Source organism: Microbacterium sp. NPDC057659 (assembly GCF_042799915.1).
In the GTDB taxonomy this organism is placed as follows: domain Bacteria; phylum Actinomycetota; class Actinomycetes; order Actinomycetales; family Microbacteriaceae; genus Microbacterium.
In genome coordinates, this window is record NZ_JBHVHU010000001.1 from 666467 (window position 1) to 689481 (window position 23015).

Annotated in this window: 23 protein-coding genes and 1 tRNA gene; 12 read left to right on the top strand and 12 right to left on the bottom strand. The window is 69.5% G+C overall.

The window, feature by feature from the left end:
* Positions 1–37: 37 nt before the first annotated feature.
* Entirely contained in the window at positions 38–610 is a 573-nt protein-coding gene (gene rsmD / locus ACFVAE_RS03275) for a 16S rRNA (guanine(966)-N(2))-methyltransferase RsmD (RefSeq protein ID WP_378887826.1), read from the top strand.
* A 2-nt stretch (positions 611–612) separates the two neighbouring features.
* On the opposite strand, the gene ACFVAE_RS03280 is transcribed toward rsmD, so the two are convergent.
* Both ACFVAE_RS03280 and thiL read right to left on the bottom strand, forming a co-directional pair.
* Complete coding sequence (locus ACFVAE_RS03280; protein ID WP_378887828.1) at positions 613–1734, bottom strand: MBL fold metallo-hydrolase; 1122 nt, start codon at positions 1732–1734, stop codon at positions 613–615.
* A gap of 134 nt (positions 1735–1868) precedes the next feature.
* Entirely contained in the window at positions 1869–2867 is a 999-nt protein-coding gene (gene thiL / locus ACFVAE_RS03285) for a thiamine-phosphate kinase (protein WP_378887830.1), read from the bottom strand.
* Between the two features lie 23 nt (positions 2868–2890).
* Here thiL and ACFVAE_RS03290 point away from each other — a divergent pair, with 23 nt between their 5' ends.
* Positions 2891–3379, top strand: coding sequence for a DUF3515 family protein (locus tag ACFVAE_RS03290; protein WP_378887832.1), 489 nt, complete (start codon positions 2891–2893; stop codon positions 3377–3379).
* Positions 3380–3482: 103 nt separating this feature from the next.
* On the opposite strand, the gene ACFVAE_RS03295 is transcribed toward ACFVAE_RS03290, so the two are convergent.
* From ACFVAE_RS03295 to ACFVAE_RS03325, 7 genes are all read right to left on the bottom strand, one after another.
* A complete protein-coding gene (locus ACFVAE_RS03295) occupies positions 3483–4571 on the bottom strand; it encodes a D-alanine--D-alanine ligase family protein (RefSeq protein ID WP_378887834.1) in 1089 nt (362 codons plus the stop codon).
* The gene (locus ACFVAE_RS03300) at positions 4471–5613 is read right to left on the bottom strand and encodes an NAD(P)H-dependent glycerol-3-phosphate dehydrogenase (RefSeq protein WP_378887836.1); all 1143 of its coding nucleotides are present in this window, start codon (positions 5611–5613) and stop codon (positions 4471–4473) included. Before ACFVAE_RS03300 ends, ACFVAE_RS03295 begins: the two co-directional genes overlap by 101 nt.
* Positions 5603–6352, bottom strand: a complete 750-nt coding sequence (locus ACFVAE_RS03305; RefSeq protein WP_378887838.1) for a lysophospholipid acyltransferase family protein — start codon at positions 6350–6352, stop codon at positions 5603–5605. The genes ACFVAE_RS03300 and ACFVAE_RS03305 overlap by 11 nt, the downstream gene beginning before the upstream one ends.
* Positions 6353–6356: 4 nt before the next feature.
* The gene (murA, locus tag ACFVAE_RS03310) at positions 6357–7718 is read right to left on the bottom strand and encodes a UDP-N-acetylglucosamine 1-carboxyvinyltransferase (RefSeq protein ID WP_378887840.1); all 1362 of its coding nucleotides are present in this window, start codon (positions 7716–7718) and stop codon (positions 6357–6359) included.
* A 65-nt stretch (positions 7719–7783) separates the two neighbouring features.
* The gene (leuD, locus tag ACFVAE_RS03315) at positions 7784–8380 is read right to left on the bottom strand and encodes a 3-isopropylmalate dehydratase small subunit (protein ID WP_378857691.1); all 597 of its coding nucleotides are present in this window, start codon (positions 8378–8380) and stop codon (positions 7784–7786) included.
* Positions 8381–8383: 3 nt separating this feature from the next.
* Complete coding sequence (gene leuC, locus ACFVAE_RS03320; RefSeq protein ID WP_378887842.1) at positions 8384–9820, bottom strand: 3-isopropylmalate dehydratase large subunit; 1437 nt, start codon at positions 9818–9820, stop codon at positions 8384–8386.
* A gap of 155 nt (positions 9821–9975) precedes the next feature.
* Positions 9976–10974: a TerC/Alx family metal homeostasis membrane protein gene (locus ACFVAE_RS03325; protein ID WP_378887844.1), complete on the bottom strand. Its 999-nt coding sequence runs from the start codon at positions 10972–10974 to the stop codon at positions 9976–9978.
* A 256-nt stretch (positions 10975–11230) separates the two neighbouring features.
* Here ACFVAE_RS03325 and ACFVAE_RS03330 point away from each other — a divergent pair, with 256 nt between their 5' ends.
* The 6 genes from ACFVAE_RS03330 (at position 11231) to ACFVAE_RS03355 (ending at position 16403) form a co-directional block, all read left to right on the top strand.
* On the top strand, positions 11231–11767 hold the full coding sequence (locus ACFVAE_RS03330) for an ArsR/SmtB family transcription factor (protein ID WP_378887846.1): 537 nt from the start codon (positions 11231–11233) through the stop codon (positions 11765–11767).
* Position 11768: 1 nt separating this feature from the next.
* Positions 11769–13058: an MFS transporter gene (locus ACFVAE_RS03335; RefSeq protein ID WP_378887848.1), complete on the top strand. Its 1290-nt coding sequence runs from the start codon at positions 11769–11771 to the stop codon at positions 13056–13058.
* 76 nt (positions 13059–13134) lie between these two features.
* A complete protein-coding gene (locus ACFVAE_RS03340; RefSeq protein ID WP_378887850.1) occupies positions 13135–13821 on the top strand; it encodes a response regulator transcription factor in 687 nt (228 codons plus the stop codon).
* The gene (locus ACFVAE_RS03345; RefSeq protein ID WP_378887852.1) at positions 13818–14747 is read left to right on the top strand and encodes a sensor histidine kinase; all 930 of its coding nucleotides are present in this window, start codon (positions 13818–13820) and stop codon (positions 14745–14747) included. The genes ACFVAE_RS03340 and ACFVAE_RS03345 overlap by 4 nt, the downstream gene beginning before the upstream one ends.
* A gap of 100 nt (positions 14748–14847) precedes the next feature.
* Complete coding sequence (locus tag ACFVAE_RS03350) at positions 14848–15651, top strand: hypothetical protein (protein WP_378887854.1); 804 nt, start codon at positions 14848–14850, stop codon at positions 15649–15651.
* Positions 15648–16403, top strand: coding sequence for a phosphatase PAP2 family protein (locus ACFVAE_RS03355; RefSeq protein ID WP_378887856.1), 756 nt, complete (start codon positions 15648–15650; stop codon positions 16401–16403). The genes ACFVAE_RS03350 and ACFVAE_RS03355 overlap by 4 nt, the downstream gene beginning before the upstream one ends.
* A 61-nt stretch (positions 16404–16464) precedes the next feature.
* On the opposite strand, the gene ACFVAE_RS03360 is transcribed toward ACFVAE_RS03355, so the two are convergent.
* Positions 16465–16537 (bottom strand) — tRNA-Glu (locus ACFVAE_RS03360).
* Between the two features lie 146 nt (positions 16538–16683).
* On the opposite strand from ACFVAE_RS03360, the gene ACFVAE_RS03365 reads away from it, so the two are divergent.
* Both ACFVAE_RS03365 and ACFVAE_RS03370 read left to right on the top strand, forming a co-directional pair.
* The gene (locus ACFVAE_RS03365; RefSeq protein ID WP_378887858.1) at positions 16684–17322 is read left to right on the top strand and encodes an MBL fold metallo-hydrolase; all 639 of its coding nucleotides are present in this window, start codon (positions 16684–16686) and stop codon (positions 17320–17322) included.
* Between the two features lie 2 nt (positions 17323–17324).
* Entirely contained in the window at positions 17325–18206 is an 882-nt protein-coding gene (locus ACFVAE_RS03370; RefSeq protein WP_378887860.1) for an aminoglycoside phosphotransferase family protein, read from the top strand.
* A 61-nt stretch (positions 18207–18267) separates the two neighbouring features.
* On the opposite strand, the gene pepN is transcribed toward ACFVAE_RS03370, so the two are convergent.
* The gene (gene pepN / locus ACFVAE_RS03375) at positions 18268–20772 is read right to left on the bottom strand and encodes an aminopeptidase N (RefSeq protein ID WP_378887862.1); all 2505 of its coding nucleotides are present in this window, start codon (positions 20770–20772) and stop codon (positions 18268–18270) included.
* Positions 20773–20833: 61 nt separating this feature from the next.
* On the opposite strand from pepN, the gene ACFVAE_RS03380 reads away from it, so the two are divergent.
* Positions 20834–21367, top strand: coding sequence for a helix-turn-helix domain-containing protein (locus ACFVAE_RS03380; RefSeq protein ID WP_378887864.1), 534 nt, complete (start codon positions 20834–20836; stop codon positions 21365–21367).
* Positions 21364–22572, top strand: coding sequence for an MFS transporter (locus ACFVAE_RS03385; RefSeq protein ID WP_378887866.1), 1209 nt, complete (start codon positions 21364–21366; stop codon positions 22570–22572). Before ACFVAE_RS03380 ends, ACFVAE_RS03385 begins: the two co-directional genes overlap by 4 nt.
* Here the strand turns inward: ACFVAE_RS03385 and ACFVAE_RS03390 are convergent.
* On the bottom strand, positions 22565–22993 hold the full coding sequence (locus ACFVAE_RS03390; RefSeq protein ID WP_378887868.1) for a DUF4190 domain-containing protein: 429 nt from the start codon (positions 22991–22993) through the stop codon (positions 22565–22567). The genes ACFVAE_RS03385 and ACFVAE_RS03390 overlap by 8 nt on opposite strands.
* Positions 22994–23015 lie beyond the last annotated feature (22 nt).

Here is a 23015-nt window from a genome sequence, read left to right on the forward strand (position 1 = left end):
AGAAGGGCTGCGACGTCACGTGTCGTATCGTGAACGGGTGACGAGGATCATCGCCGGGGCCGCCCGAGGTCTGCGACTGGACGTCCCTTCCGCGGGGACGCGGCCCACAAGCGACCGCGTGCGCGAGTCGCTGTTCGGCTCGCTGGAGTCGATGGATGTCATCGACGGTGCACGTGTTCTCGACCTGTACGCCGGCAGCGGAGCCCTGGGCCTGGAGGCATGGAGCCGCGGCGCGGCATCCGTGGACCTCGTGGAGAAGTCCCACTCGGCAGCCGGGATCGTGCGACGCAACATCGCGACGGTCGCGAAGGCGCTCGGCGCACGTCCCACGGACGCCAGAGTCCACCAGAACGCCGTGCACGGTTACCTGCAGCACACCGCCGGGCCGTTCGACCTGGTGTTCACCGACCCGCCGTACGACCTGGACGACGGGTCCATGACAGCGGATCTGGCAGCGCTGACCCCGCTGCTCTCCCCCGACGCGATCGTCGTGATCGAGCGGGCCAAGCGCTCGTCAGCACCCGAACTGGACGCTGCGGGTCTGGCGCTCGTCCGCGAGAAGACCTACGGCGACACCCGCATCTGGTGGGCCGAGCCTGCCCCGCGCTGACGTCAGCCGACCGCCAGGCTCATCAGATCCTCTCCGACTGTCACTCGCCCGTCGTAGCCCCGTCGAGCAAGCTTCCGCCATTCACTCGGCTTCACAGGCCCTGAGAAATCCCCGATGTGCGACAGTACGAGGTGTCCTGCCTGCGCTTCCTGCGCCACCTCGCCGACCTCCTCGACGAGGACGTGGCTCGCGAGCATCGACGCTCGGAACTGCGGATTCACGTCATCCGTCAGCTTGATCGCCTCGTGCACGAGGATGTCGCTGCCCTTCGCGAGCCGGACGAGGTTCGCGCTCCGAGCCGTGTCACCCGAGAAGGTCACCGAGCCATGATCGGTGTCGAAGCGGAAGGCGAACGAGGGGAACACCGTGCCGTGCGGAACCAGCGTCGCCGTCACCCGCACGCGATCGTCCTCCATCACCGAGAACGGCTCCATCGGAGGCGCCGTCGGGCCGAGCGCCGTCGCGCCGACGTCCGGGAGGTCGATCTCGTGAACGTCGGGCACGGTCTCGATGTCGCGTGCGGTGCGCGGCGACGCTCTCAGCGAGATGTTGTTCGCATAGGCGAAGGCGGCATGCATCGCTTCGGTCATCGCCTTCGTGCCCGGCACCGGCGCCTCCGGTCTGAGCGTGGGGACTTCGGCCCCGCCGGCAGCAGGGGGCAGCGCCCCCGCCGAGCCGGGCCCGTGGACACCGATCGGTGGAAGCACCGCGTCGCCCCCGGAGCTGCTGCTGCCCGCCAGGACGAAGAAGTTGTAGTAGTCGGCGATGTGATCGGCGTGCAGGTGCGTGAGGAAGATGCTCTGCAGGTCAGCGAACCGAAGGCCTGCCCGCTGGTACTGGGTCACGGAACTTCGCCCGCAATCCACGAGATACACCTTGCCGTCGACGACCAGCGCCGTGGAGATTCCGGCCCGCGCCGGGTCCGGGGGCGGTCCGGCCTGCGTCCCGAGAAGGACGATTCCCGTGCCACTCCTCGGCAGCTTCGATGCCGGGTACACGGCGGCCTCCGCCGGCGCGGGGCCTGCCAACCCGATGCCGGCTGCGACGCCGCCTGCAGCCAGCGCACCGAGCAGACCTCGTCTGCTCACCTCGTGCTCCGCCGGCCCGCCGCTCTCGGAATCCACTGCGCACACGTCGGCTCTCCGTCTCCCCGGCTCGCCGTCGAGCCGGATCCGCAGCCAGGTTAGCCCGGTGGTGCAGACGGCCTCCAATGCTCATCGGCGCCGGCGCCATGCCCGCACCGGCATGCCTGCGCGGGTCAGAGCGCGGCGTGCCCGTCCCAGTCCCGATAGGGGTCCCACCCCAGGGCGCCGACCGGTTCGCCGTCGCAGAGCACCGGATGCTCGGATCGCGCGAGGACCGTGCCGATCGCGCGGAAACCCGGAGGGAGCGCGTCACCGGGGAAGGTCGCGAGCAGGGCATGGTCCTCGCCCCCGGCCAGTGCACGATCCGGGTGGGTGCCGAGGGCGGCACGTTCCAGCCCGATCGTCACTTCCGAGGCATCCGCCAGCCGCGCAGCGTCGAGCGCCAGGCCGTCCGAGACGTCCATCATCGCCGTGGCACCGGCCACGGCGGCAACCGGGCCCAGACCGATCGGCGGCGACGGGCGCAGCTGCGCGGTGATCGCCGAGCGCTCCTCGGCGCTCAGCCCGGACGCATCCACCGGAACCGGCGTCTCGCCGTCCCGGAACCTTCCGAACAGCAGGCCGAGTCCCTGCGCGGCCAGCCCCATCTCACCGGCGATGGCGACGACGTCGCCGGGACGTGCTCCCGAGCGTGTGACCGCACGGACACTGCCGAGGTCGCCGAGGGCCGTCACCGCGATGGTGAGCACGTCGGAGACGGTCAGGTCGCCCCCGACGACCGCGCACCCCGGCGCGAGTGCGTCGCAGGCGGCGCGGAACCCGTCCGCCAGCTGCTCCACGAACGACAGCCGCAGATCTCTCGGGACCGCCAGCGCGACGAGCAGCGCCGTCGGCGTCGCGCCCATCGCCGCGACATCCGCAAGATTGACCGCCGCCGCCTTCCAGCCCAGGTCGAACCCGCCCGACCAGGCCAGCCGGAAGTCCGGGCCGTCCACGAGTGTGTCGGTCGTCGCGACGACGGCGCCGGACGGCGCGGAGATCACGGCCGCGTCGTCGCCGGGTCCGATGATCGTCGCCGCCGCGGGGTTCGTCCTGGACAGGATGCTGCGGAGGATCGTGCCCTCCGAGACATCGCCCAGGCGCGGATCATCGAAGGCGTGACGAGCGGGCATGAACTCAAAGGTAGCCTGGAAGCATGCCCTTCCGCCGTCTCGCCGCCGCCGCCTGCGTGCTCACGGCACTCGTCCTCAGTGGATGCTCGTCGACCGTGTCGATGACCCCGGCGAAGGACGCGAACAACCCGCTCTGCGCCGAGGTGACTGTCCGCCTGCCCGACGCGGTCGCCGGTCAGGATCGTCGCTGGACCGACGCCCAGGCCACCGGAGCCTGGGGCGACCCGACCACCGTGCTGCTCTCCTGCGGCGTCGCCGTTCCCGGTCCGACCGCCGAGTTGCAGTGCGTCACGCTCGAGGGGATCGACTGGCTCGTGGACCCCAAACAGGAGCCGTGGATGCGGATGACCACCTACGGACGGGACCCCGCCGTGCAGGTCTTCGTCGACACCACGAAGGTGAGCGCCGACGCCGTGCTCGCGAACACGGGTATCGTCAGCGGCGTGCAGTCGATCCCGAAGACGAGCGAGTGCGTCGCACCGGACGTCGAGCCGAAGGACTTCGTCAAGTAGGACGTTCCGCCCGCGGGTCCTGAGCGAGTGAAGCGAGCCCCGTGGGTCCTGAGCGAGCGAAGCGAGACGAAGGGCGCTCAGGACCGGTGAGGAGCGAGCAAGCTCAGCGCTCGAGACCCTTCTCGATCAGCTCGGTGATCAGCTCGCCGTACGACAGGCCGGAGGCGATCCAGCACTTCGGGAACATCGAGATCGGCGTGAAGCCGGGCATCGTATTCAGCTCGTTCACCACGAGCTCGCCGGCCGGGGTGACGAAGAAGTCCACGCGGGCGAGGCCCTTGCCGTCCACGGCCTCGAAGGCGCGCACGGCGGCGTCGCGGAGGCGGTCGATCAGTTCGGCGTCCACGTCGGCGGGGCAGACGATCTCGACACCGTCGCCACCGAGGTACTTGCCCTCGAAATCGTAGAAGCTGCGCGAGGTCAGCACGACCTCGCCGGGCAGCGACGCCCGCGCGCGAGCGCCCTGGCGGCCGGCCAGCACGCCGACCTCGATCTCACGGCCCTCGACGCGCGATTCGACGAGCACCTTCGAGTCTTCGGCGAATGCGATCCGCAGCGCCTCGTCAAGACCCTCGCCATCGTCCACGCGCGAGACGCCGACGCTCGAGCCGGCGCTCGCAGGCTTGACGAACACCACGGAGCCGAGGTCGGCGATCGCCGCGCGGATGCTCTCCTGGTCGCTCTCCCACTGCGAGCTGCGCACGGTGATTCCTGGCGAGACCGCGATGCCAGCGGCCCGCAGGGCGAGCTTCGTGTAGTGCTTGTCCAAGCTCACCGCGGAGTCGAGGATGCCGCATCCGGCATAGGGCACCTCGAGGACGTCGAAGAAGCCCTGGATCGCGCCGTCCTCGCCGTGCAGGCCGTGCAGCAGGGGCAGCACCACGTCGATCGGACCGAGGTCGTCCACCGAGCCGTCGGCGCGGACCACCCGCAGCGACCGGTCGCCGTCCGGCTCGGGCCAACGAACCCGCGTGCCGTTGTCGACGACCTCAGGCAGCTTCGCGGCATCCAGCTGGAACTTCGCCGGATCGTCGTCCTCGAGGACGAAGGCGCCGTCGCGGGTGATGCCGACCGGGATCACCCGGTAGCGGTCACGATCGATCGCCGCCAGCACCCCGCCCGCCGTGGCGGAACTGATCGAATGCTCGCTGGAACGCCCGCCGAAGAGCACCGCCACCGTCTGCTTGTCCATGTTCGGTCCTCTCCCCCTGCGGGGTGTCGTCGTCCGTCGTGAGGTGAGGTGCGATGTCACGAGGATCCATCTTCCCGTCCAGCACCATCTTCACCTGCTCGACGATGGGCATGTGCACCTCGGCCTCGTGGGCGAGCTGCAGAACAGGGGCCACCGAGGCCAGTCCCTCTGCGGTCTGGTTCATCTGCTTGACCACGTCCTGGAACTTGTACCCCTGGCCGAGCAGGCGACCGGCCGTGTTGTTGCGGCTCAGCGGCGACTGGCAGGTCGCGATCAGGTCGCCGAGACCGGCGAGGCCCTGCAGCGTACTGGGCTGCGCGCCGTTCGCGACCGCGAAGTCGGTCATCTCGACCAGGCCGCGGGTGATGATCGACGCCTTGGTGTTCTCGCCGTAGCCGACCCCGTCGACGATGCCGATCGCCACGGCGATGAGGTTCTTCAGCACGCCGCCGAACTCGGTGCCGATCACGTCGGTGTTCACGAAGGACCGGAAGTACCGGTTGCGCGCCGTGCGCGCCACCATGTCTGCGGTCTCCTCGCTGAGCGACGCGATCACCGCCGCCGTGGGCTGCTCACGGGCGATCTCGAGAGCGAGGTTCGGGCCGGATGCCACGGCGATCCGCGCGGGGTCGCAGTGCAGCTCCTGCTCGATCACCTGACTCATCCGCAGCGTCGTCGAGCGCTCGACGCCCTTCATCAGGCTGATCAGGGGCATCTCCGTGCCCTCGAGCAGCGGACGCAGCTCCTTCAGGTTCTCGCGGAGCGTCTGGCTGGGCACGGACAGGTAGACCTGCTGGGCGCCGTCCAGCGCCCTGGCCAGATCATGCGTGGCATCCATCGTGCGCGGCAGGTTGATGCCCGGCAGGTACTTGGAGTTGCGCTTGGCCTCGGCGATCTCGTGTGCGAGCTCGGGGCGCCGGGCCCACATCGTCACGTGGGCGCCGCCGTCGGCGAGGATCTTGCCGAAGGTCGTGCCCCAACTGCCGGCGCCGATGACGGCGACGCGCGGGCCGGTGCCCGCCGGGTTGCGCTTAGGAGTCAAGGCGACCGGTCTCCTTCTGGCCGTGGTCGGCGGGGTTCCAGCGCTCGGCGGGAGCCTTCTCGCCGCGGAGCTCTTCGAGGAGCGCCGCGATCGCGTCCATCAGCCGGCGGGTCGCCTCGGTGAGCGCTGCCTGCTCGCCCGCACGGTCGCGCAGATCCGACAGGTCGACCGGGTCGCCGATGATGATCTGCACGCGCTTGCGCGGTGGCCAGAAGCTGATCTTCTTGCCGTACCGCGGCATGATCTCCTGTGCACCCCAGTGCGCCATCGGGATCAGCGGGATGTCGCCGGCCAGTGCCAGCCGCACGGCACCGGTCTTGCCACGCATCGGCCACAGTTCGGGATCGCGGGTGAGCGTGCCCTCGGGGTAGACGATGACGCCGCGACCGTGCTCGACGAGCTCCTTGGACTGCAGCATCGTCTGCCTCGCGGCGGAGGCCGACGAGGTGCGCGCGACCGGGACCATACCGGTGTTCTTGAGCACCCAGCCCACCACCGGCACGCGGAACAGGCTCTCCTTCGCCATGAACCGCGGCAGGCGGTGCAGCCGCCAGACCGCGAGAGCGACGATGATCGGGTCGAACTCCGTGTAGTGGTTCGGCGCGAGCACGAACGCACCCTCACGCGGCAGCTTCTCCCGGCCGATGAACGTGAGCTTCGCCAGGTACGAAGCGATGGGGACGACGACCGCCGCCAGCGGCCAGAACAGGCTCGGCCTGCCCTTCTCAGAGGCAGCCATCAGCTCACCGGATGACGTCGAAGTCGGCACCCAGCGCGGTCAGCTTGTCGAGGAACTTCTCGTAGCCGCGGCTGAGGATGTCGACTCCGGAGACCCGGGACTCGCCCTGCGCGGTCAGCGCCGCGATCACATGGCTGTAGCCGCCGCGCAGATCGGGCACGACGATGTCGGCTCCGTGCAGCGGGGTCGGCCCGGTGATCACCGCGGCCTGCTCGAGCTCGCGGCGCGCGACGCGACGCGGCCCGTCCTGCAGACCGTGCGGGTGCACCACGATGTCCGCGCCCATCTTCACGAGCGCGTCGGTGAAGCCCATCCGGTTCTCGTACACGGTCTCGTGCACGATCGAGCGGCCCTTCGCCTGGGTCAGTGCCACGACGAGCGGCTGCTGCCAGTCGGTCATGAAGCCCGGGTGGACGTCGGTCTCGACGACGACGGGCTTGAGCTCGCCGTCGCGGCGGAACAGGATGCCGTCCTCCTGGATGTCGAACCAGCCGCCCGCCTTCCGGAACACGTTCAGGAACGTCAGCATCTCCTGCTGCCGGGCGCCGCCGACGAAGATCTCGCCGTCGGTGGCCAGTGCGGCGCTCGCCCAGGAGGCGGCCTCGTTACGGTCGAAGATCGACCGGTGGTCGTACCCGCGCAGCGTGTCGACGCCCTCGATGAAGATGACCCGGTTGGGCTCGTAGGAGATGATCGCGCCCATCTTCTGCAGCACCGCGATGAGATCCATGATCTCCGGCTCGATGGCCGCATTGCGCAGCTCGGTCGTGCCCTTCGCGCGCACCGCGGTCAGCAGCACCTGCTCGGTCGCCCCGACGCTCGGGTACGGCAGGTGGATGCTTGCGCCGCGCAGTCCCTCCGGAGCGGAGAGACGGATGCCGCTGGGCAGCTTCTCCACGACGGCGCCGAATTTGCGCAGCGCATCGAGGTGGAAGTCGATCGGCCGATCGCCGATCCGGCATCCGCCCAGGTCGGGGATGAACGCCTGGCCGAGCCGGTGCAGCAGCGGGCCGCAGAACAGGATCGGGATGCGGGAGGCACCGGCGTGCGCGTCGATCTCCTCCATGTGGGCCGACTCGACGCCGCTCGGGTCGAAGGTGAGCGCGCCGGGCTCGTCGCCCGCTTCGACGCGCACCCCGTGCACCTCGAGCAGCGAGCGGACGACAGCCACGTCGCTCAGGTCCGGGACGTCGCGCAACGTGCTGGGCGTCTCACCGAGGAGAGTGGCGACCATCGCCTTGGTGGCGAGGTTCTTCGCGCCCTTCACATCCACCCGGCCCCGCAGGGGCCGTCCCCCGCGGATCGCGAGCTCGGATACGGTCACGCTCGTTCCTTCTCCAGCGACTGCACGCACAGGTGTCGACATTCGGGCCTCATCCTTCTTCGTTCGGAACGCGGGCTTGTGGCCCTGGCCCCACGGACCTCCCGGCGTCAGCGTACGGGGAGCGTGCGTGGCCGCCACGATTCGCGGCGGGCCTCGAACTGCGCGATCTTGTCTTCGTTGCGCAGGGTGAGCCCGATGTCATCGAGCCCTTCGAGGAGCCGCCATCTAGTGTAATCGTCGATCCCGATGGCGGTCTGGAAGTCGCCGATCGTGGCGGTTCGCGCCTCGAGGTCGACCGTGATCTCACGACCAGGATCCTCGTCGATCAGCGCCCAGATGCGCTCGATGTCGGCCTCGTCGACCGTCGCCGCGAGCAGGCCCTGCTTGCCGGAGTTGCCGCGGAAGATGTCGGCGAAACGGGGGCTCAGCACGACCTTGAAGCCGTAGTCGCGCAGCGCCCACACCGCGTGCTCACGGCTGGAGCCGGTGCCGAAGTCGGGCCCGGCGACGAGCACGGACGCCTTCTGGAACGGCTCCTGGTTGAGCACGAACTCCGGGTCCTGCCGCCAGGCGTGGAACAGCGCGTCGTCGAAGCCGGTCTTGGTGACGCGCTTCAGGAACACGGCGGGGATGATCTGGTCGGTGTCGACGTTGGAGCGCTTCAGGGGCGCGGCGACACCGGTGTGCGTGGTGAACTTCTCCATGATTCAGACCTCCTCCTCGGCGACCAGGTCGCTCGGGCTCGACAGCGTGCCGCGGATGGCGGTGGCCGCGGCCACCAGGGGTGACACCAGGTGGGTGCGACCGCCCTTGCCCTGCCTGCCCTCGAAGTTGCGGTTGGACGTCGATGCGCACCGCTCGCCGGGGGCGAGCTGGTCGGGGTTCATGCCCAGGCACATCGAGCACCCGGCGAAGCGCCACTCGGCGCCGAAGTCCTCGACGATCCTGTCGATGCCCTCGGCCTCGGCCTCGAGGCGGACACGGGCCGAGCCGGGCACGACCATGACGCGCACGCCGTCGGCCTTCTTCTTGCCCTTGATGACCGAGGCGAACGCGCGCAGATCCTCGATGCGGCTGTTGGTGCACGAGCCCATGAACACGGCATCCACCTGCACGTCCTTCAGCGGCGTGCCGGGTGTGAGGTCCATGTACTCGAGCGCGCGCTCAGCAGCGGCGCGGGCGTTCGGGTCGGCGATCTCGGCCGGGTCGGGGACGGCCGACGACAGCGAGCTGCCCTGGCCGGGGTTGGTGCCCCAGGTGACGAACGGCTCGAGCTCGTTCGCATCGATGAACACCTCGGCGTCGAACTCGGCGCCCTGATCGGTGGGCAGCGTGCGCCAGTAGGCGACCGCGTCTTCCCAGTCCTGGCCCTCGGGCGCGTGCGGGCGGCCCTTGACGTACTCGAACGTGGTCTCGTCGGGTGCGACCATGCCGGCGCGCGCACCGGCCTCGATCGACATGTTGCAGATCGTCATGCGGCCCTCCATGGAGAGCGCGCGGATCGCGCTGCCGCGGTACTCGAGCACGTAACCCTGTCCGCCGCCGGTGCCGATCTTGGCGATCACGGCGAGGATGATGTCCTTCGCAGTGACGCCGGGGCGCAGCGTGCCCTCGACGTTGATCGCCATCGTCTTGAACGGCTTCAGTGGCAGCGTCTGCGTGGCCATGACGTGCTCGACCTCGCTGGTGCCGATACCGAAGGCCATCGCCCCGAACGCGCCGTGCGTGGAGGTGTGCGAATCGCCGCAGACGACCGTGATCCCCGGCATGGTCAGGCCCAGCTGGGGACCCACCACGTGCACGATGCCCTGCTCGGCGTCGCCCAGCGAGTGCAGGCGCACCCCGAACTCCTCGGCGTTGCGCCGCAGCGTCTCGATCTGGGTGCGGCTGGTGAGGTCGGCGATCGGCTTGTCGATCGCGAGCGTCGGGGTGTTGTGGTCCTCGGTCGCGATGGTCAGGTCGAGACGGCGCAGCGGGCGCCCCTCCGCCCGCAGCCCGTCGAAGGCCTGCGGACTGGTGACCTCGTGCACCAGGTGCAGGTCGATGTAGATGAGGTCGGGCTCGCCGTTCTCGCCCTTGACCACGAGATGGTCGTCCCAGACCTTCTCGGCCAGGGTGCGGGGGCGGGCGGATGCGTCTGTCATGCGATTACTTCTCCACTGGGTTCAGGTGCGGCCCACGCGAGACACCGCGGCGAGAGAGGCCTAGATCGAGGTCTCGCCGCGGCTGCTAAGGAGAAGCTGCACCGCCTGCATGCGGGCAAGTCTACATGCGGCGCATCCGCCCGACGCCGCCGGGGTCACTGTGTGACAGCGGCCTTGCGCTTGTCGCGAGCCGCCGCGATGAGGCTGGCCACGGTCGCGACGGTCATCGAGACCAGGATGACGCCGAGCGACATCCAGGTGCTGATGTCGGGGGCCCACTCGATCGGCTTGCCGCCATTGATGAACGGCAGCGAGTTCTCGTGCATGGCGTGCAGGATCAGCTTCACGCCGATGAAGCCGAGGATCACGGCGATGCCGTAGTGCAGGTAGCGCAGCTTGTCGAGCAGGTCGCCGAGCAGGAAGTAGAGCTGACGCAGACCCATCAGGGCGAAGATGTTCGCGGTGAACACGATGAAGCCGTTCGAGGTGATCGAGAAGATCGCCGGGATCGAGTCGATCGCGAACATGAGGTCGGTCACGCCGATCACGACGAACACGAGCACCATCGGGGTGAACATGCGCTTGCCGTCGACCTCGGTGCGCAGCTTGTTGTCGTCGTAGTGATCGCTGATGTCGACGAAGCGACGCACCAGGCGCACCATGAAGCCCTCGCGCTTCACGTCGTCGTCGTGGTCGCCCTCGGGCATGGCCTGCTTGATGGCGGTGTAGATCAGGTACGCGCCGAACAGGTAGAAGACCGGTGCGAAGTTCTCGATCACCGCGACGCCCAGCATGATGAAGATGCCGCGCAGCACGAGCGCGATGATGATGCCGACCATCAGCACCTGCTGCTGCAGACGCCTCGGCACGGCGAACTGGGCCATGATCAGCACGAAGACGAACAGGTTGTCGATCGAGAGGCTGTACTCCAGCGCCCATCCGGTGACGAAGTGCGCCGCGGTCTCTCCGTCGGAGACGATCCAGAGCAGGCCGGCGAAGGCCAGTGCGAGGGTGACGTAGAACACCACCCAGAGCGTGGACTCCTTCGTGCTGGGGATGTGCGGGCGCAGCCGCACCAGCAGGAGGTCGCCGATGAGGATGAGGACGAGGACCACCATGGCGGTGATCTCGAACCAGACGGGGATGAAGTCCACGGGCAGGACGCCTTTCGAGAGGGTTCGGTGAGGACCGAAAGTCTCTCCCCCGCATTCTCATGCGGTGCGTGCCCGGAGCAGCGATGGCGATGCTCGTGATGACGGACGCGCGGTGGACGGGATACTCCCTCTCGCGGAGTCAATACTACCGGACACGCGGCCGGTCGGATGCCATGCGACTTCCCTGACTTCCTTGATTTTCCGAGGTATACAAGACCTCTTGTGAGATTCGCGGATCGCGCTTACGTTTACCTGCGTGGAACAGATCGACGTCATCACCGCCATCTCGCACCCCCTGCGACGGCGCATCATCGACCGCCTGCTGCTGCACGGCCCGACGCAGGTGGGCACGTTCGCGCGCGCCTTCGACGTCCAGGTCGGCAGCATCAGTCATCACCTCCGTATGCTCCAGAAGGCGGGTGTCGTGGAACAGGTCGACGACCCCTCCGGCGACAGACGCACCAGTTGGTGGCAGTTGAGCAGGCGATCGTTCTCCTGGTCGTCGGAGGACTTCGACTCGCCCTCCGATGCGCTGCTGGCGCGTGAGGCACAGCGTGCGAACCTGCGCAACCAGCTCGAGCGGCTGAAGCGCTGGTACCGGGTCTCCGACAGCAGCGACTGGTCGGGGTTCAACACCGACACGCTCGCCTGGGCCACGCAGGACGAGCTGCTCGATCTGCAGGAGCGGCTGCTGCGGATGCTCGAGGAGTGGCGATCCGACATCGACGGCGACGACGGGCAGGCGCGCACGCCTGTCTACTTCTTCGCCCACGGCTTCCCGACGGAGGTATGACATGACGACCGCAGAACCCACGATGCTGCGCACGCCGCCGGCATTCGCACGCGACAGGATGGTGCAGGCGTGGCTGGTCATCAAGGCGCTGTCGGATGCCGGAGACGCGATCTTCACGATCGCCTTCGCCTGGACCGCGGTGCAGATCGCCTCCCCTGCTGTCGCCGGCCTCGTCGTCGCGGCCGGCACGATCCCCCGCGCAGTGGTGCTCCTGATCGGCGGCGCATACGCGGACAGGGCGGATGCCAGGCGGCTCATGATCCTGTTCAACGCGCTGCGCGTGGTCGTGCTGGTCACGGTCGCCATCTGGTGCCTGGCCGCACAGCCGACCGTCGCCCTGCTGCTGATCGCGAGCATCGCATTCGGTCTGTGCGATGCGTTCTTCGAGCCCGCGGCGGGAACCATGCCCCGTCAGCTCGTCGCCCCCGCGGATCTGCCGGCCTACGCCGCCCTCAGCCAGACCCTCTCGCGTCTGGGCACGATGGCGGGCTCCGCCGCGGGCGGGTTCCTCGTCGCGGCATACGGCATCACCGGCAGCGCCGGACTGAACACCCTGACCTACATCGTCGTGATCGTGTTCATCGTGCTGTGGCTGCGTCCGCGTTTCGCACTCCCCCGGGCCTCCAGCGAGCAGAGCGTGCTGCGCGGTGTCGCCGACGGGTTCCGGCACCTCGGCCGGGAGCGTGCGACACGCACCCTGGTGATCGCGCTGTCGGGCCTGAACCTCGCCGTGGGGCCGGCACTCGCCATCGGACTGCCGCTGCTGGCCACGTCGCGCGGCTGGGGCGCGGGCGCCGTCGGCGTCTTCGACGCGCTCGTCGGGGGCGGCGCCATGGCCGGCGCCCTGACGGTGGTGCGCTGGCGCCCGCGCCACGAGGCGATCGGCGGGTTCGCCGCGCTGATGGTTCAGGGAGCAGGCATCATCAGCCTGGGGCTCGGGAACCAGTTCGTCGTCGGCGCCGGATGCCTGGCGATCGGATTCACCGCCGGGTACGCCTCGTCCCTCCTCAGTGCGACCTTCGCCGCGACCGCCGCCCCGGACTATCTGGGCCGCCTCGGTTCGATTCTCCGGCTCGGCGACGACTGCCTCATGCCTGCGGGCATGGCGGTCTTCGGCGCGCTGGCGGGCATCCTCCCACTGTGGGTGCCGTTCGCGATCTTCGGCGGTTCCATGGCGCTGCTGATGATCATCCCGCTGCGCAACCCGCAGCTGCGCAGCCTGTCGCTGCAGAGGGAGAAGGAACCCGAAGCCGAGCCTGTGCCCGAGCCGGAGTCCGCCCCGGAGGTCTGAGCCGTCCGGGCCGGCGCGGTGCGAGAACGTACCGCGGGCGGGTTCGGCTCACGGGATACGGCCGTATCCTGACCGGATGCGGATCCTGATCGCGGAGGACGACGCGCGACTGCGCTCCCTGCTCGAGCGCGCGCTGCGCGAGAGCGGATACGCCGTGAGCTCGCACGCCGACAGCGATTCGGCGCTGTTCGAGATAGAGACGGATGCCTCCGACCTGCTGGTCCTCGACATCATGCTGCCCGGGTCGATGGACGGCGTCGCCCTGTGCCGCCGCGTACGCGAACGCGACACGGCAACGCCGATCCTGCTGCTGACGGCGCTGGATGCGCCCGCGCACCGCGTCGCCGGGCTGGACTCCGGCGCAGATGACTACTTGACCAAGCCGTTCCATCTGTCTGAGCTGCTGGCTCGCGTGCGCGCACTGCTGCGTCGCGCTCCTCTCGCGGTGTCCCCCGTGCTGGAGGTCGCCGGTGTGTCGCTCGACCCGGCCAGTCGCACCGTGACGAGGGACGACAGGTCGATAGACCTGACGGCCCGCGAGTTCGCCGTCCTGGAGCTCTTGATGCGCAACCCCGGACGGGTGGTCTCGACCTCGGAGTTCATCGATCACGCCTGGGATGCCCACTACGACGGGTACAGCAACGTCGTCGCGTCGACGATCCGACATCTCCGGGGGAAGCTCTCCTCCCCCGGCAGGCCCGACCCGATCACCACGCGCCGAGGCAGCGGATACGTCCTGCACGCCGAGGGCGATCCGCGATGATCATCCGCCGCGCGACGCTGCGCCTGACTGTGCTCTACTCGGCGATCATCATCGGGGTCGTCGCCGTGTTCGCGATCGGGGTCGCGGTCTACGCCACGATCGCCTTCGACGTGGAGATCCCCGGCGCAACCGAAGAGGCGCTCGATCGCGCCGACGTGACGCTGCGCGCCGCGCTACTGATCTGCTTCGGGGCGGTCGTCGTGCTCGCCCCGCCGGTCAGTTACCTGCTCGCCCGGAGTGCGCTGCGACCGGTGCGCGCGAGCCTGGAGGCCCAGCAGGCCTTCGTCGACGACGCCTCGCACGAACTGCGCACGCCGATCGCCGTCGCCCAGGGCGAGCTCGAGCTGGCGCTGCTGCGCCCGCGTGAGGGCGCGGCGTACCGGACAGCGATCGGCACCGCACTAGACGCGCTGGGCGAGCTGGACGCGCTGACCGGCGACCTTCTGCTGCTCGCCCGCGACGAGCACCTGTCAGACCCCGGGCCGGAGACCACACCTGACGCGCTCGGGCAGCAGCTGCTGCAGGCACTCCCCGAAGAGATGCTCCGCCGCGTACGGCTGCGCACCGAGGGCCTGTCGATCCGGCTCGCTCAGCCCGAGCTGGTCACCCGGGCTGCCGTGAATCTGGTCGAGAACGCCGCGAAGTACTCGCCGACGGAGCATCCGATCGACGTATCGTACACGCGGGATCATGACGGCCTGCGCATCGCTGTTACCGACGACGGGCCCGGGATGGCGCCAGAGGATGCCGCACGCGCCTTCGATCGGTTCTGGCGGGCGGATGCCGCACGAAGCACGCCTGGACACGGCATCGGCCTCTCTCTGGTGCGCAGGATCGCAGAGCTCCACAGTGGGCGGGCCCGTCTGCAGAGCACGCCCGGTGCCGGGACGACCGCCACGATCACGCTGCCGGACCGCGACGCATAGTCGCGTCACAGCTTCCCGTCACGCTCCCGTCACGAACCCCTCTCTAGCGTGAGCTCTGCGGTCGTCCGAAGCGGACACCCGAGAAGGGAGCATTCCAATGATGGACAGCACGCAACGCCGGATGCTGAACAAAGTGCCAGAGGTCACTCTGCTGTTCTGGCTGGTGAAGATGATGTCGACGACCGTGGGCGAGACGGGCGCTGATCTGCTCTCCGGAACACTCGGCTGGGGAATGGGCGTCACCACTGTGGTCGTCGGCGCACTCCTGGCCGTCGCGCTCGTCGCTCAGTTCCGTGCCAGGGCGTACTCGCCGGTCCGGTACTGGATCGTGGTCGTCCTGATATCGGTCGCCGGCACCCTGGCCAGCGACATGCTCACCGACGTCGTCGGTGTGCCGCTGGGCGTGACCACCACTGTCTTCGCCGTCGTCCTGGCCGCCGTCTTCTTGATCTGGTGGCTGCAGGAGCGCACTCTGTCGATCCATTCCATCGACACCCCGAAGCGCGAGGCGTTCTACTGGGCGGCGATCCTGGTGACCTTCGCTCTCGGCACCGCCGGCGGCGACCTTCTCGGCGAGGCGCTGAACCTCGGCTACGCCCTCTCCGCCGCGGTGTTCCTGGCCGCCCTGCTGCTCGTCGCGCTGGCCAGGTTCACGTTCGGGCTGAACGCCGTGCTCGCCTTCTGGACCGCGTACGTGCTCACCCGCCCGCTCGGCGCCTCACTGGGCGATCTGCTGTCGCAGCCGGTCGCCGACGGCGGGCTCGGGTTCGGGACGATCCCGGTCAGTATCGTGTTCACCGTCTGCATCGTCGCCGCCGTCGCCTGGTTCGTGCGCGAACAGGGCCGGGTCGTCGCGCCGAAGGTCATCACCGCGTCGCTCGCGGCGGACCGGATGCCCGCGTGAGCACACGCACCGAACACCACGTGCGGTCGCGACCCGATGCGGCCGCACGGGGGCGCGCATCCGGGCTGCTCTGGCCAGGGACCGCGCACTCGCTGCACCCTGCGGCATCCGTCGCCGTGGCGGGCATCCTGCTCGCGCTGATCGGCGGACTGCTGCTGCGCGGCAGCACCGCCGAGTTCGGAGCCGTGCTCACGTTGAACGGAATCCGCATCCCGGGCGCCGACGGACTCTCGGAGACCGTGGGCACCGGCCTGGGCCCGGCATCGGCGATCGGGATCGGCGTGACGTTCGCGGTCTTCGTCTCGACATGGTCTCGGAGCGTGGCGACGGCGGTCGCCGCGGCACTCGCCGTCGGGCTGAGTTGGGGTGGGGTGGGCGTGCTGAAGCTCATCGTCGCTCGGCCTCGGCCGGACTGGCAGTCGCTCCCTCAGCATCTGGGTGTCGCCGAGACGGATCCGTCCTACCCCAGCGCACACGTGGCGTTCATCGGGGCGCTCTCGACGGCGTGCGTGCTCCTCGCCTGGCGCACGCGAGCACGATGGTGGGTTCTCGCGGCAGGCGCAGCGGCCACGGTCACGGTCGCTCTCGCGCGCCTGCACGCGGGCGTGCACTATCCCTCGGACGTCGTCGCGGGGGCGCTGTGCGGAGCATGCGGCGTCATCCTCGCGTTCGTGCTCGTCGACCTCGTCGACGCGCGCACCGGTCTCTCGGCGCGGGTCGACGATCTGCTTCCGCTCGCCCGCCGCGCCTGACACCGACGCCGGATACGCAGAAGGCCCCCGGAATGAACCGGGGGCCTTCTGCGGTTGTCCGTGACCCCAGCGGGATTCGAACCCGCGTTACCGCCGTGAGAGGGCGGCGTACTAGGCCGCTATACGATGGGGCCGTCTTGCGGAACTTTTCCGTCCCGCGACAACTGTTCAAGTATGACATGACGATTCGCACGCATCCAAATCGGAGCGCCCGGGAAGCGGATCACGGGCGTGTCGCGATCCGTTTGCGCGCGCGGGCCCGCAGGAGTTGACTCGACCCATGCGCGTCACGAAATTCGAACATGCCGCCCTCCGCATCGACGAGGGAAGCGACACCCTGATCATCGACCCGGGCTCGTTCACCGCGCCGTTGGACGACCTGCGAAAGGTCGTCGCGGTCGTGATCACCCACGAGCATCCCGACCACTGGACTCCGGAACACCTCGACCGCATCCTGCTCGCCGCTCCGGGCACCCCTGTGTTCGCCCCCGCCGGTGTCGCGGCCGCCGCCGACGGCTACGAGATCACGGTCGTCGCCCCGGGAGACACGGTGACCGCGGGTTCCTTCACGCTGCGGTTCTTCGGCGGCGAGCACGCGGTGATCCATTCGTCGCTCCCGGTCGTCGAGAACGTCGGCGTGCTCGTGAACGACGAGCTGTACTACCCCGGCGACTCCTACACCGTGCCCGACGGCGTCGAGGTCTCCACTCTTGCCGCGCCCGTAGGTGCGCCGTGGCTGAAGATCGGCGAGGCGATGGACTTCGTCCTGGCGGTCGCACCTCGCCGAGCGTTCGGCGTGCACGACATGACGCTCTCCGTGATCGGCAAGAACATGCATCGTGGGCGCCTGCAGTGGTCGACGGAGCAGGGCGGCGGCGAGTTCTTCACGCTCGAGCCCGGCGACTCGCTCGATCTCTGAGCATGGCGGACTCCCCCGCCGCGGAGCACTCCCTCGAGGAGGACGGCGTCCGCTCGCTGCTGCGCGCCGACGCTCCTCACCTCGCCGACCTGCCCCTGACCCTCGTCGCGGACGGCTGGGACAACGCGATCTGGCGCCTCGGCGACGACCTCGCCGTGCGTGTTCCGCGCCGCGAACTCGCGGTCCCGCTCATTGCGCACGAGCAGCGCGCGCTGCCGGAGATCGGCCCGCGTCTGGCGGCCGCCGGCGTCCTCACTCCGGTCCCGGTGATCGCGGGGCGCGCAACCGCGACATTCCCCTGGCCCTGGTCGGTGATCCCGTGGATCGAGGGAACCCACGCCCTGGGTGTCGCGCGGGCCGCGAACTCGGAATGGGCACCATCGCTCGCGTCGGCGCTATCGGCGCTGCACGTTCCCGCACCCGCGGATGCGCCGCGCAATCCCGTCCGTGGCGTGCCACTCGTCTCCCGCGACGAGGCCATGCGTGAGCGCCTGGCGCTCACGGCGACCCCCGGCTCACTCGTGGCCGCGTGGGAGGCGGGACTGAAGGCTCCGCACGTCGATCGGTCCACCTGGATCCACGGAGACCTTCATCCCGGCAACATCCTGCTGCGGAACGGCGGGCTTGCGGCGCTCATCGACTTCGGAGACGTGAGCGCCGGCGATCCCGCCTGCGACCTCGCCGCAGGGTGGCTGCTCTTCGACGACGCCGGACGGCACCGGTTCCGGAGCGCCACAGGCAGCCGCTACGACGATGCGACCTGGGTGAGAGCGCGGGCGTGGGCGGCGTACTTCGCGCTCATGTTCCTGACCCTCAGCGACGATCGTCCCGCTCATCGCGCGCTGGGCGTCAGCACCGTCGCCGAGCTGACGTCGGCCGACTGACCGCCGAACCGCGACGGCCCCCTGCACCGCGAAAGTGCAGGGGGCCGTCTGTGCACTGACGTCAGTCCGCGACCGGCTGTGCGGCGCGCACCCGCAGGTCGCGAGCGAGATGGTCGCGCTGCTCGATGACGATCCGGCGCAGCGAGGCCGGTGCGTCCTCGTGAGCGGCGAGCCAGGCATCCACTGGCTCCAGCGAATCGGATGCAGGGAACAGCCCCGCCACGAGTCGCTTGGCCAGTTCGATGCTGCGCTCGGCCCACGCGGGGGCGATCCGGTCGAAGTACTCGCCGTCGAACGCGGCGATGAGGTCGCGCCGTCCGCCTGCACGGAAGCCCTGGATCTCGGCATCCAGGTGATCGTTCGTGAGCGTGTGGTCGTTCCAGGCGGCATCCCAGTCCGCGGCGCGCACCTCGGCCGTCGGACGCGAGGCCAGAGCACGCCTGCCGGCCGTGCGACCGGATGCCGTGTCGTCGCGACTCAGCTCGGACTCGACCTCCTCCGGGCCCGCTGCCCCGGTGGTGGTGAGCGCGGTCAGCAGTTCCCAGCGCAGGTCGGGGTCGAGAGTGAGCCCCTCGGGCGCAGCGCCGTCCAGCATCCGCCGCACGTCCTCTCCGTGCCCGTCGTCGTAGGCGGCCGCCTCGGCGAACGCGCGTGCCCAGGCCAGCTGCGCGTCGCTGCCGGCCTCCGCCGCCTGCAGCGCCTTCCAGGTCAGCTCCAGCCATGCGCTCTGCTCGGCCGCGCGGGAATCGCCCGGGACGTAGTGCCGCACGGCGAACTGCGCGTTCATCAGCACGCCGGGGAGCAGCAGGATGCTGCCCTCGGCCTGCGCGTGACGACGGACGATCGCGAGGTACTGCTGAGCCGACAGTTCGCCGTCGCGGGTCGCATTCCACAGCGACGCCCAGATCAGACCGCGCGCGAGCGCGTCGTCGATCTTCGAGAGCGCCTCCGCCACCGTCGCGAGAGAACGCTCGTCGAGGCGAGCCTTGGCGTAGGTGAGGTCCTCGTCGTTGATCAGCACCAGGTCGGCGTCGGCACGGTCGAACGGGGTGCGCTCATCGGCGACATCCAGTTCGGCCCGATCCCGCAGCACCGGCGTCCCGTCCTTCACGTCGTAGCGGCCGACCCGCAGGCGGTGCGGGCGGGCATCGGTCTGCACGATGACGCTCCGACCGTCGGCATCCTCTTCCAGCGACAGCGTCGAGACACCGGAGGTCTCCAGCCACGCGGCGGACCAGGAGCGCACGTCGCGTCCCGAGGTCTCCTCGAGCTGCACGAGCAGGTCGTCGAGCGTGGTGTTGCCGTAGGCGTGCGCGGCGAAGTACCGGCGGGCGCCCTCGAAGAACGCGTCCTCGCCGACGTAGGCGACCAGCTGCTTCAGCACGGAGGCGCCCTTCGCGTAGGTGATGCCGTCGAAGTTCAGCTTCGCCGCCTCGAGGTCGGGGATGTCGGCGACGATCGGGTGCGTGGTCGGCAGCTGGTCCTGCTGGTACGCCCACGCCTTGCGGCGGTTGGCGAAGGAAACCCACGCGTCCGTGAAGCGGGTCGCCGCGACCAGGGCGTGCGCGCCCATGTAGTCGGCGAACGACTCCTTGAGCCACAGGTCGTCCCACCAGCGCATCGTGACGAGGTCGCCGAACCACATGTGCGCCATCTCATGCAGGATCGTGTTCGCCCGCCCGGCGCGCTGCGCGTCGGTGGACGCGCCACGACTGATGTAGGCCTCCGTGAAGGTCACCAGACCGGGGTTCTCCATCGCACCGAGGTTGTACTCGGGCACCAGGATCTGATCGTACTTGCCCCACGGGTACGGGAACGCGAACGCGTCGGTGAAGAAGTCCAGTCCCTGCTTGGTGACGGTGAGGAACTCCTCGGACTCGAGGTGCTGCAGCAGTGACGCACGGCAGAACAGGCCGAGCTCCACCACCTGATCGTCGCGGTGCCACTCGTCGTCGATGCGCGCGTAGGGGCCGGCCGCGACCGAGGTGATGTAGCTCGAGATCGGCAGCGTCGGGGCGAACTGCACGGTCTGCACGCCGATTCCCTCGACGGTGTGCTCGGGCCGCTGGTTCGAGAGCACCTGCCAGCCGGCCGGCGCGGACACGACGAAGGTGTAGGAGGCCTTCATATCGGGCTGCTCGAAGCTCGCCATGACGCGACGCGAGTCGGCGGGCTCGCACTGGGTGTACAGGTAGGTCTCGTTGTCGACCGGGTCATGGAAACGGTGCATTCCCTCGCCGGAACGGCTGTATGCGGCGACGCCCTCGACGGTCAGGGTGTTCTGCGCCGCGAGACCGGTCACGCGGATGCGCGCGCCGTCCCACTCCACGTCCTGCTCGACGTCGTTGAGGACCACGCGGTCCACGCTCTCGCCGATGAAGTCGACCCATGTCTCGGATGCCGAGGCGTCGAACTCCAGCGTCGTCGCGGTCGGGAATCCGGTGCGGGTGCGCTCGGGGGCGCCGGTGAGATCGAGTTCGACGCGGACTCGGTGCAGGGTGATGCCCGCGGCCCGCTCGGCGGTCTCTTCCCTCGTGAGGTTCGCGGTGGCGTTCGGAGAGTTCATGGCTCCATCGTTCCATGGATCACAGTTGCGAAGAGTTCTTCGCAACATTAGCCTGACCGACATGGCAGCCGAAGAACTCAGCACCGCCCAGCTGCGGGTGCTCTCGCATCCGACCCGGCTGGCCTTCCTGCGCCGACTGCGCGAGAACGGTCCCGCGACGTCCCGCTCGCTCGGTCGCGAGTTCGACCTCGACTCCGGCGCCGCGAGCTATCACCTGCGCCGTCTGGCGGCAGGCGGGCTCATCGTCGAGGACCCCGCGCTCGGCACGCAGCGGGAGCGGTGGTGGCGGGCGGCCGAGGACTTCTCCCAGTTCGATCCCGCTCGACACGACGACGGATCTGCTCGCAGGTACATGCAGTCCGTCATACTCGCCGCGGCGGACGAGCTGCAGAGGGTGGCCTCCGCTGTCCCCGGCGCCGAGCCGGAGTGGCTGACGGAATCCGCATTCGTCGACCAGCGGATCGCCCTCGACGGGGAACGACGGCAGCAGCTCCGCGCCGAGCTCATGGCCGTCATCGACCGGTATCGCTCGGCCGCAGCCGCACCGGCCGGCCCGCTGACGCAGGTGCGGTTCCAGATCTACGAGCAGCGATGAGCATCGGCATCCGGCACGACGCAGTGCGCTGGGTATTCGCGTACACCCTCGCCGTTCTCGGAGACGTCTCGTACTACCTCGTCCTCACCTGGGCGGCGTCGGAGGCCGGCGGAGCATCCTGGTCCGGCCTCATCCTCGCCGCAGGGTCGGTCCCGCGACTGCTGCTCCTGCTCGCCGGCGGGATGCTGGCCGATCGGGTCGATCCGCGCAGGATCGCCATCTGGACCGACGCGGCCAGGGCAGTGACGCTCATCGCCGCAGCGCTGCTCACCGTCACCCTGGGGCTTCTCCCCTGGTGGCTGATGATCATCGCGGTGCTCTTCGGCATCGTCGACGCCTGCTTCATACCTGCTGTGGGGGCGATGCCGGCGCGCCTCGTGCCGCAGCAGGAACTCACACGCCTGCAGGCGTGGCGGATCACCGGGCTCCGGATCGCGAACACCGTCGGTCCGGCGCTCGGCGCGGTGCTGCTGCTCGCCGGCGCCGCCGCCGCGTTCGCCGTCCTCGCACTGCTCTTCGCCGGCTCAGTGCTGCTGCTGCGCACCATCCGCCCCAGGCCGGCAGTCTCCGCGCGGAAGGATGTCGCGGCAGGCGTCTCGGGCTGGCAGACCGTGCGGCGGCTGCGGATCGCGCCTCTCGTGATCGGCACCGCCCTGTCGGAGCTGCCGTTCTCCGGACCCGTCGCCGCCGGCATGGTCCTGCTCGTGCAGGACCGCGGATGGCCGGCTGCGGCGGCCGGTGCGGTGCTCGCCGCGTTCAGCGTCGGCGGGCTGGCGACGAGCGTGCTGCTCTCGATCCTGCCGCGCACGGGAGGGCGGTCAGCCGTGCTCCTGTCCGTCGTCGCGACCGCCGCGCTGCTTCTGGTGTTCGGGTCGGTGACGGAAGTGATGCCGGCCGTGCTCTGCGGAGCGGGCATGGGCATCACCAGTGGCGTGACGATGGTGCTCTGCCAGGGACAGGTGCAGCGGTCCACGCCTCCGGCGATGCTCGGCAGAGTGACCGCCGTGCTCACCCTGCTCACACTCGGCCTGACTCCGTTGGCCTACGCGGGAGTCGGCCTGATCGCGGAGGCCGTCGGGCTGCCGGCGTTCTTCTCCGCAGCGGCGATCATCGTCGCGATCTCCGCTGCGCTGCTGGCCCTCGCACGCTTCGGCCCGGCCGGCGAATCCGCCGGCTCGGGCCTCGGCTCACCGAGCGTCAGTTGACGTTCGCGGCGTAGAACAGGCTGCCGATGATCAGCAGGACGATCAGGATCAGGTACGCCGCGCACGCCAGGTAGCCGAGCACCAGACCGATGATGGCGAACACCTTGCCGCCCTCGGCGGTGCGCTTGATCTGACTGAGCGAGATGTGTCCCAGGATCACGGGGACGATCGCGAAGCCGAGCAGACCCAGCACGAAAGTGACGATCGCGAGGACGTTGGTCTTCGGCGCGACCGGCGCCGCCGCGTAGCCGGCGTACGGTGCCGGGTACCCGGCCTGGGGCGGTGCCGGGTACCCGGCCTGGGGCGGTGCCTGGTATCCGCCCTGGGGGGCGGGGGCGGCCTGCGCGTCCGCCGGCTGCGGGGTGTACCCCGGCTGCGGGGTGTAGCCGGACTGCTGCGTCGGGTCGGTGCTGTCGCTCATGCCTCCACCGTAGACGGTGCCG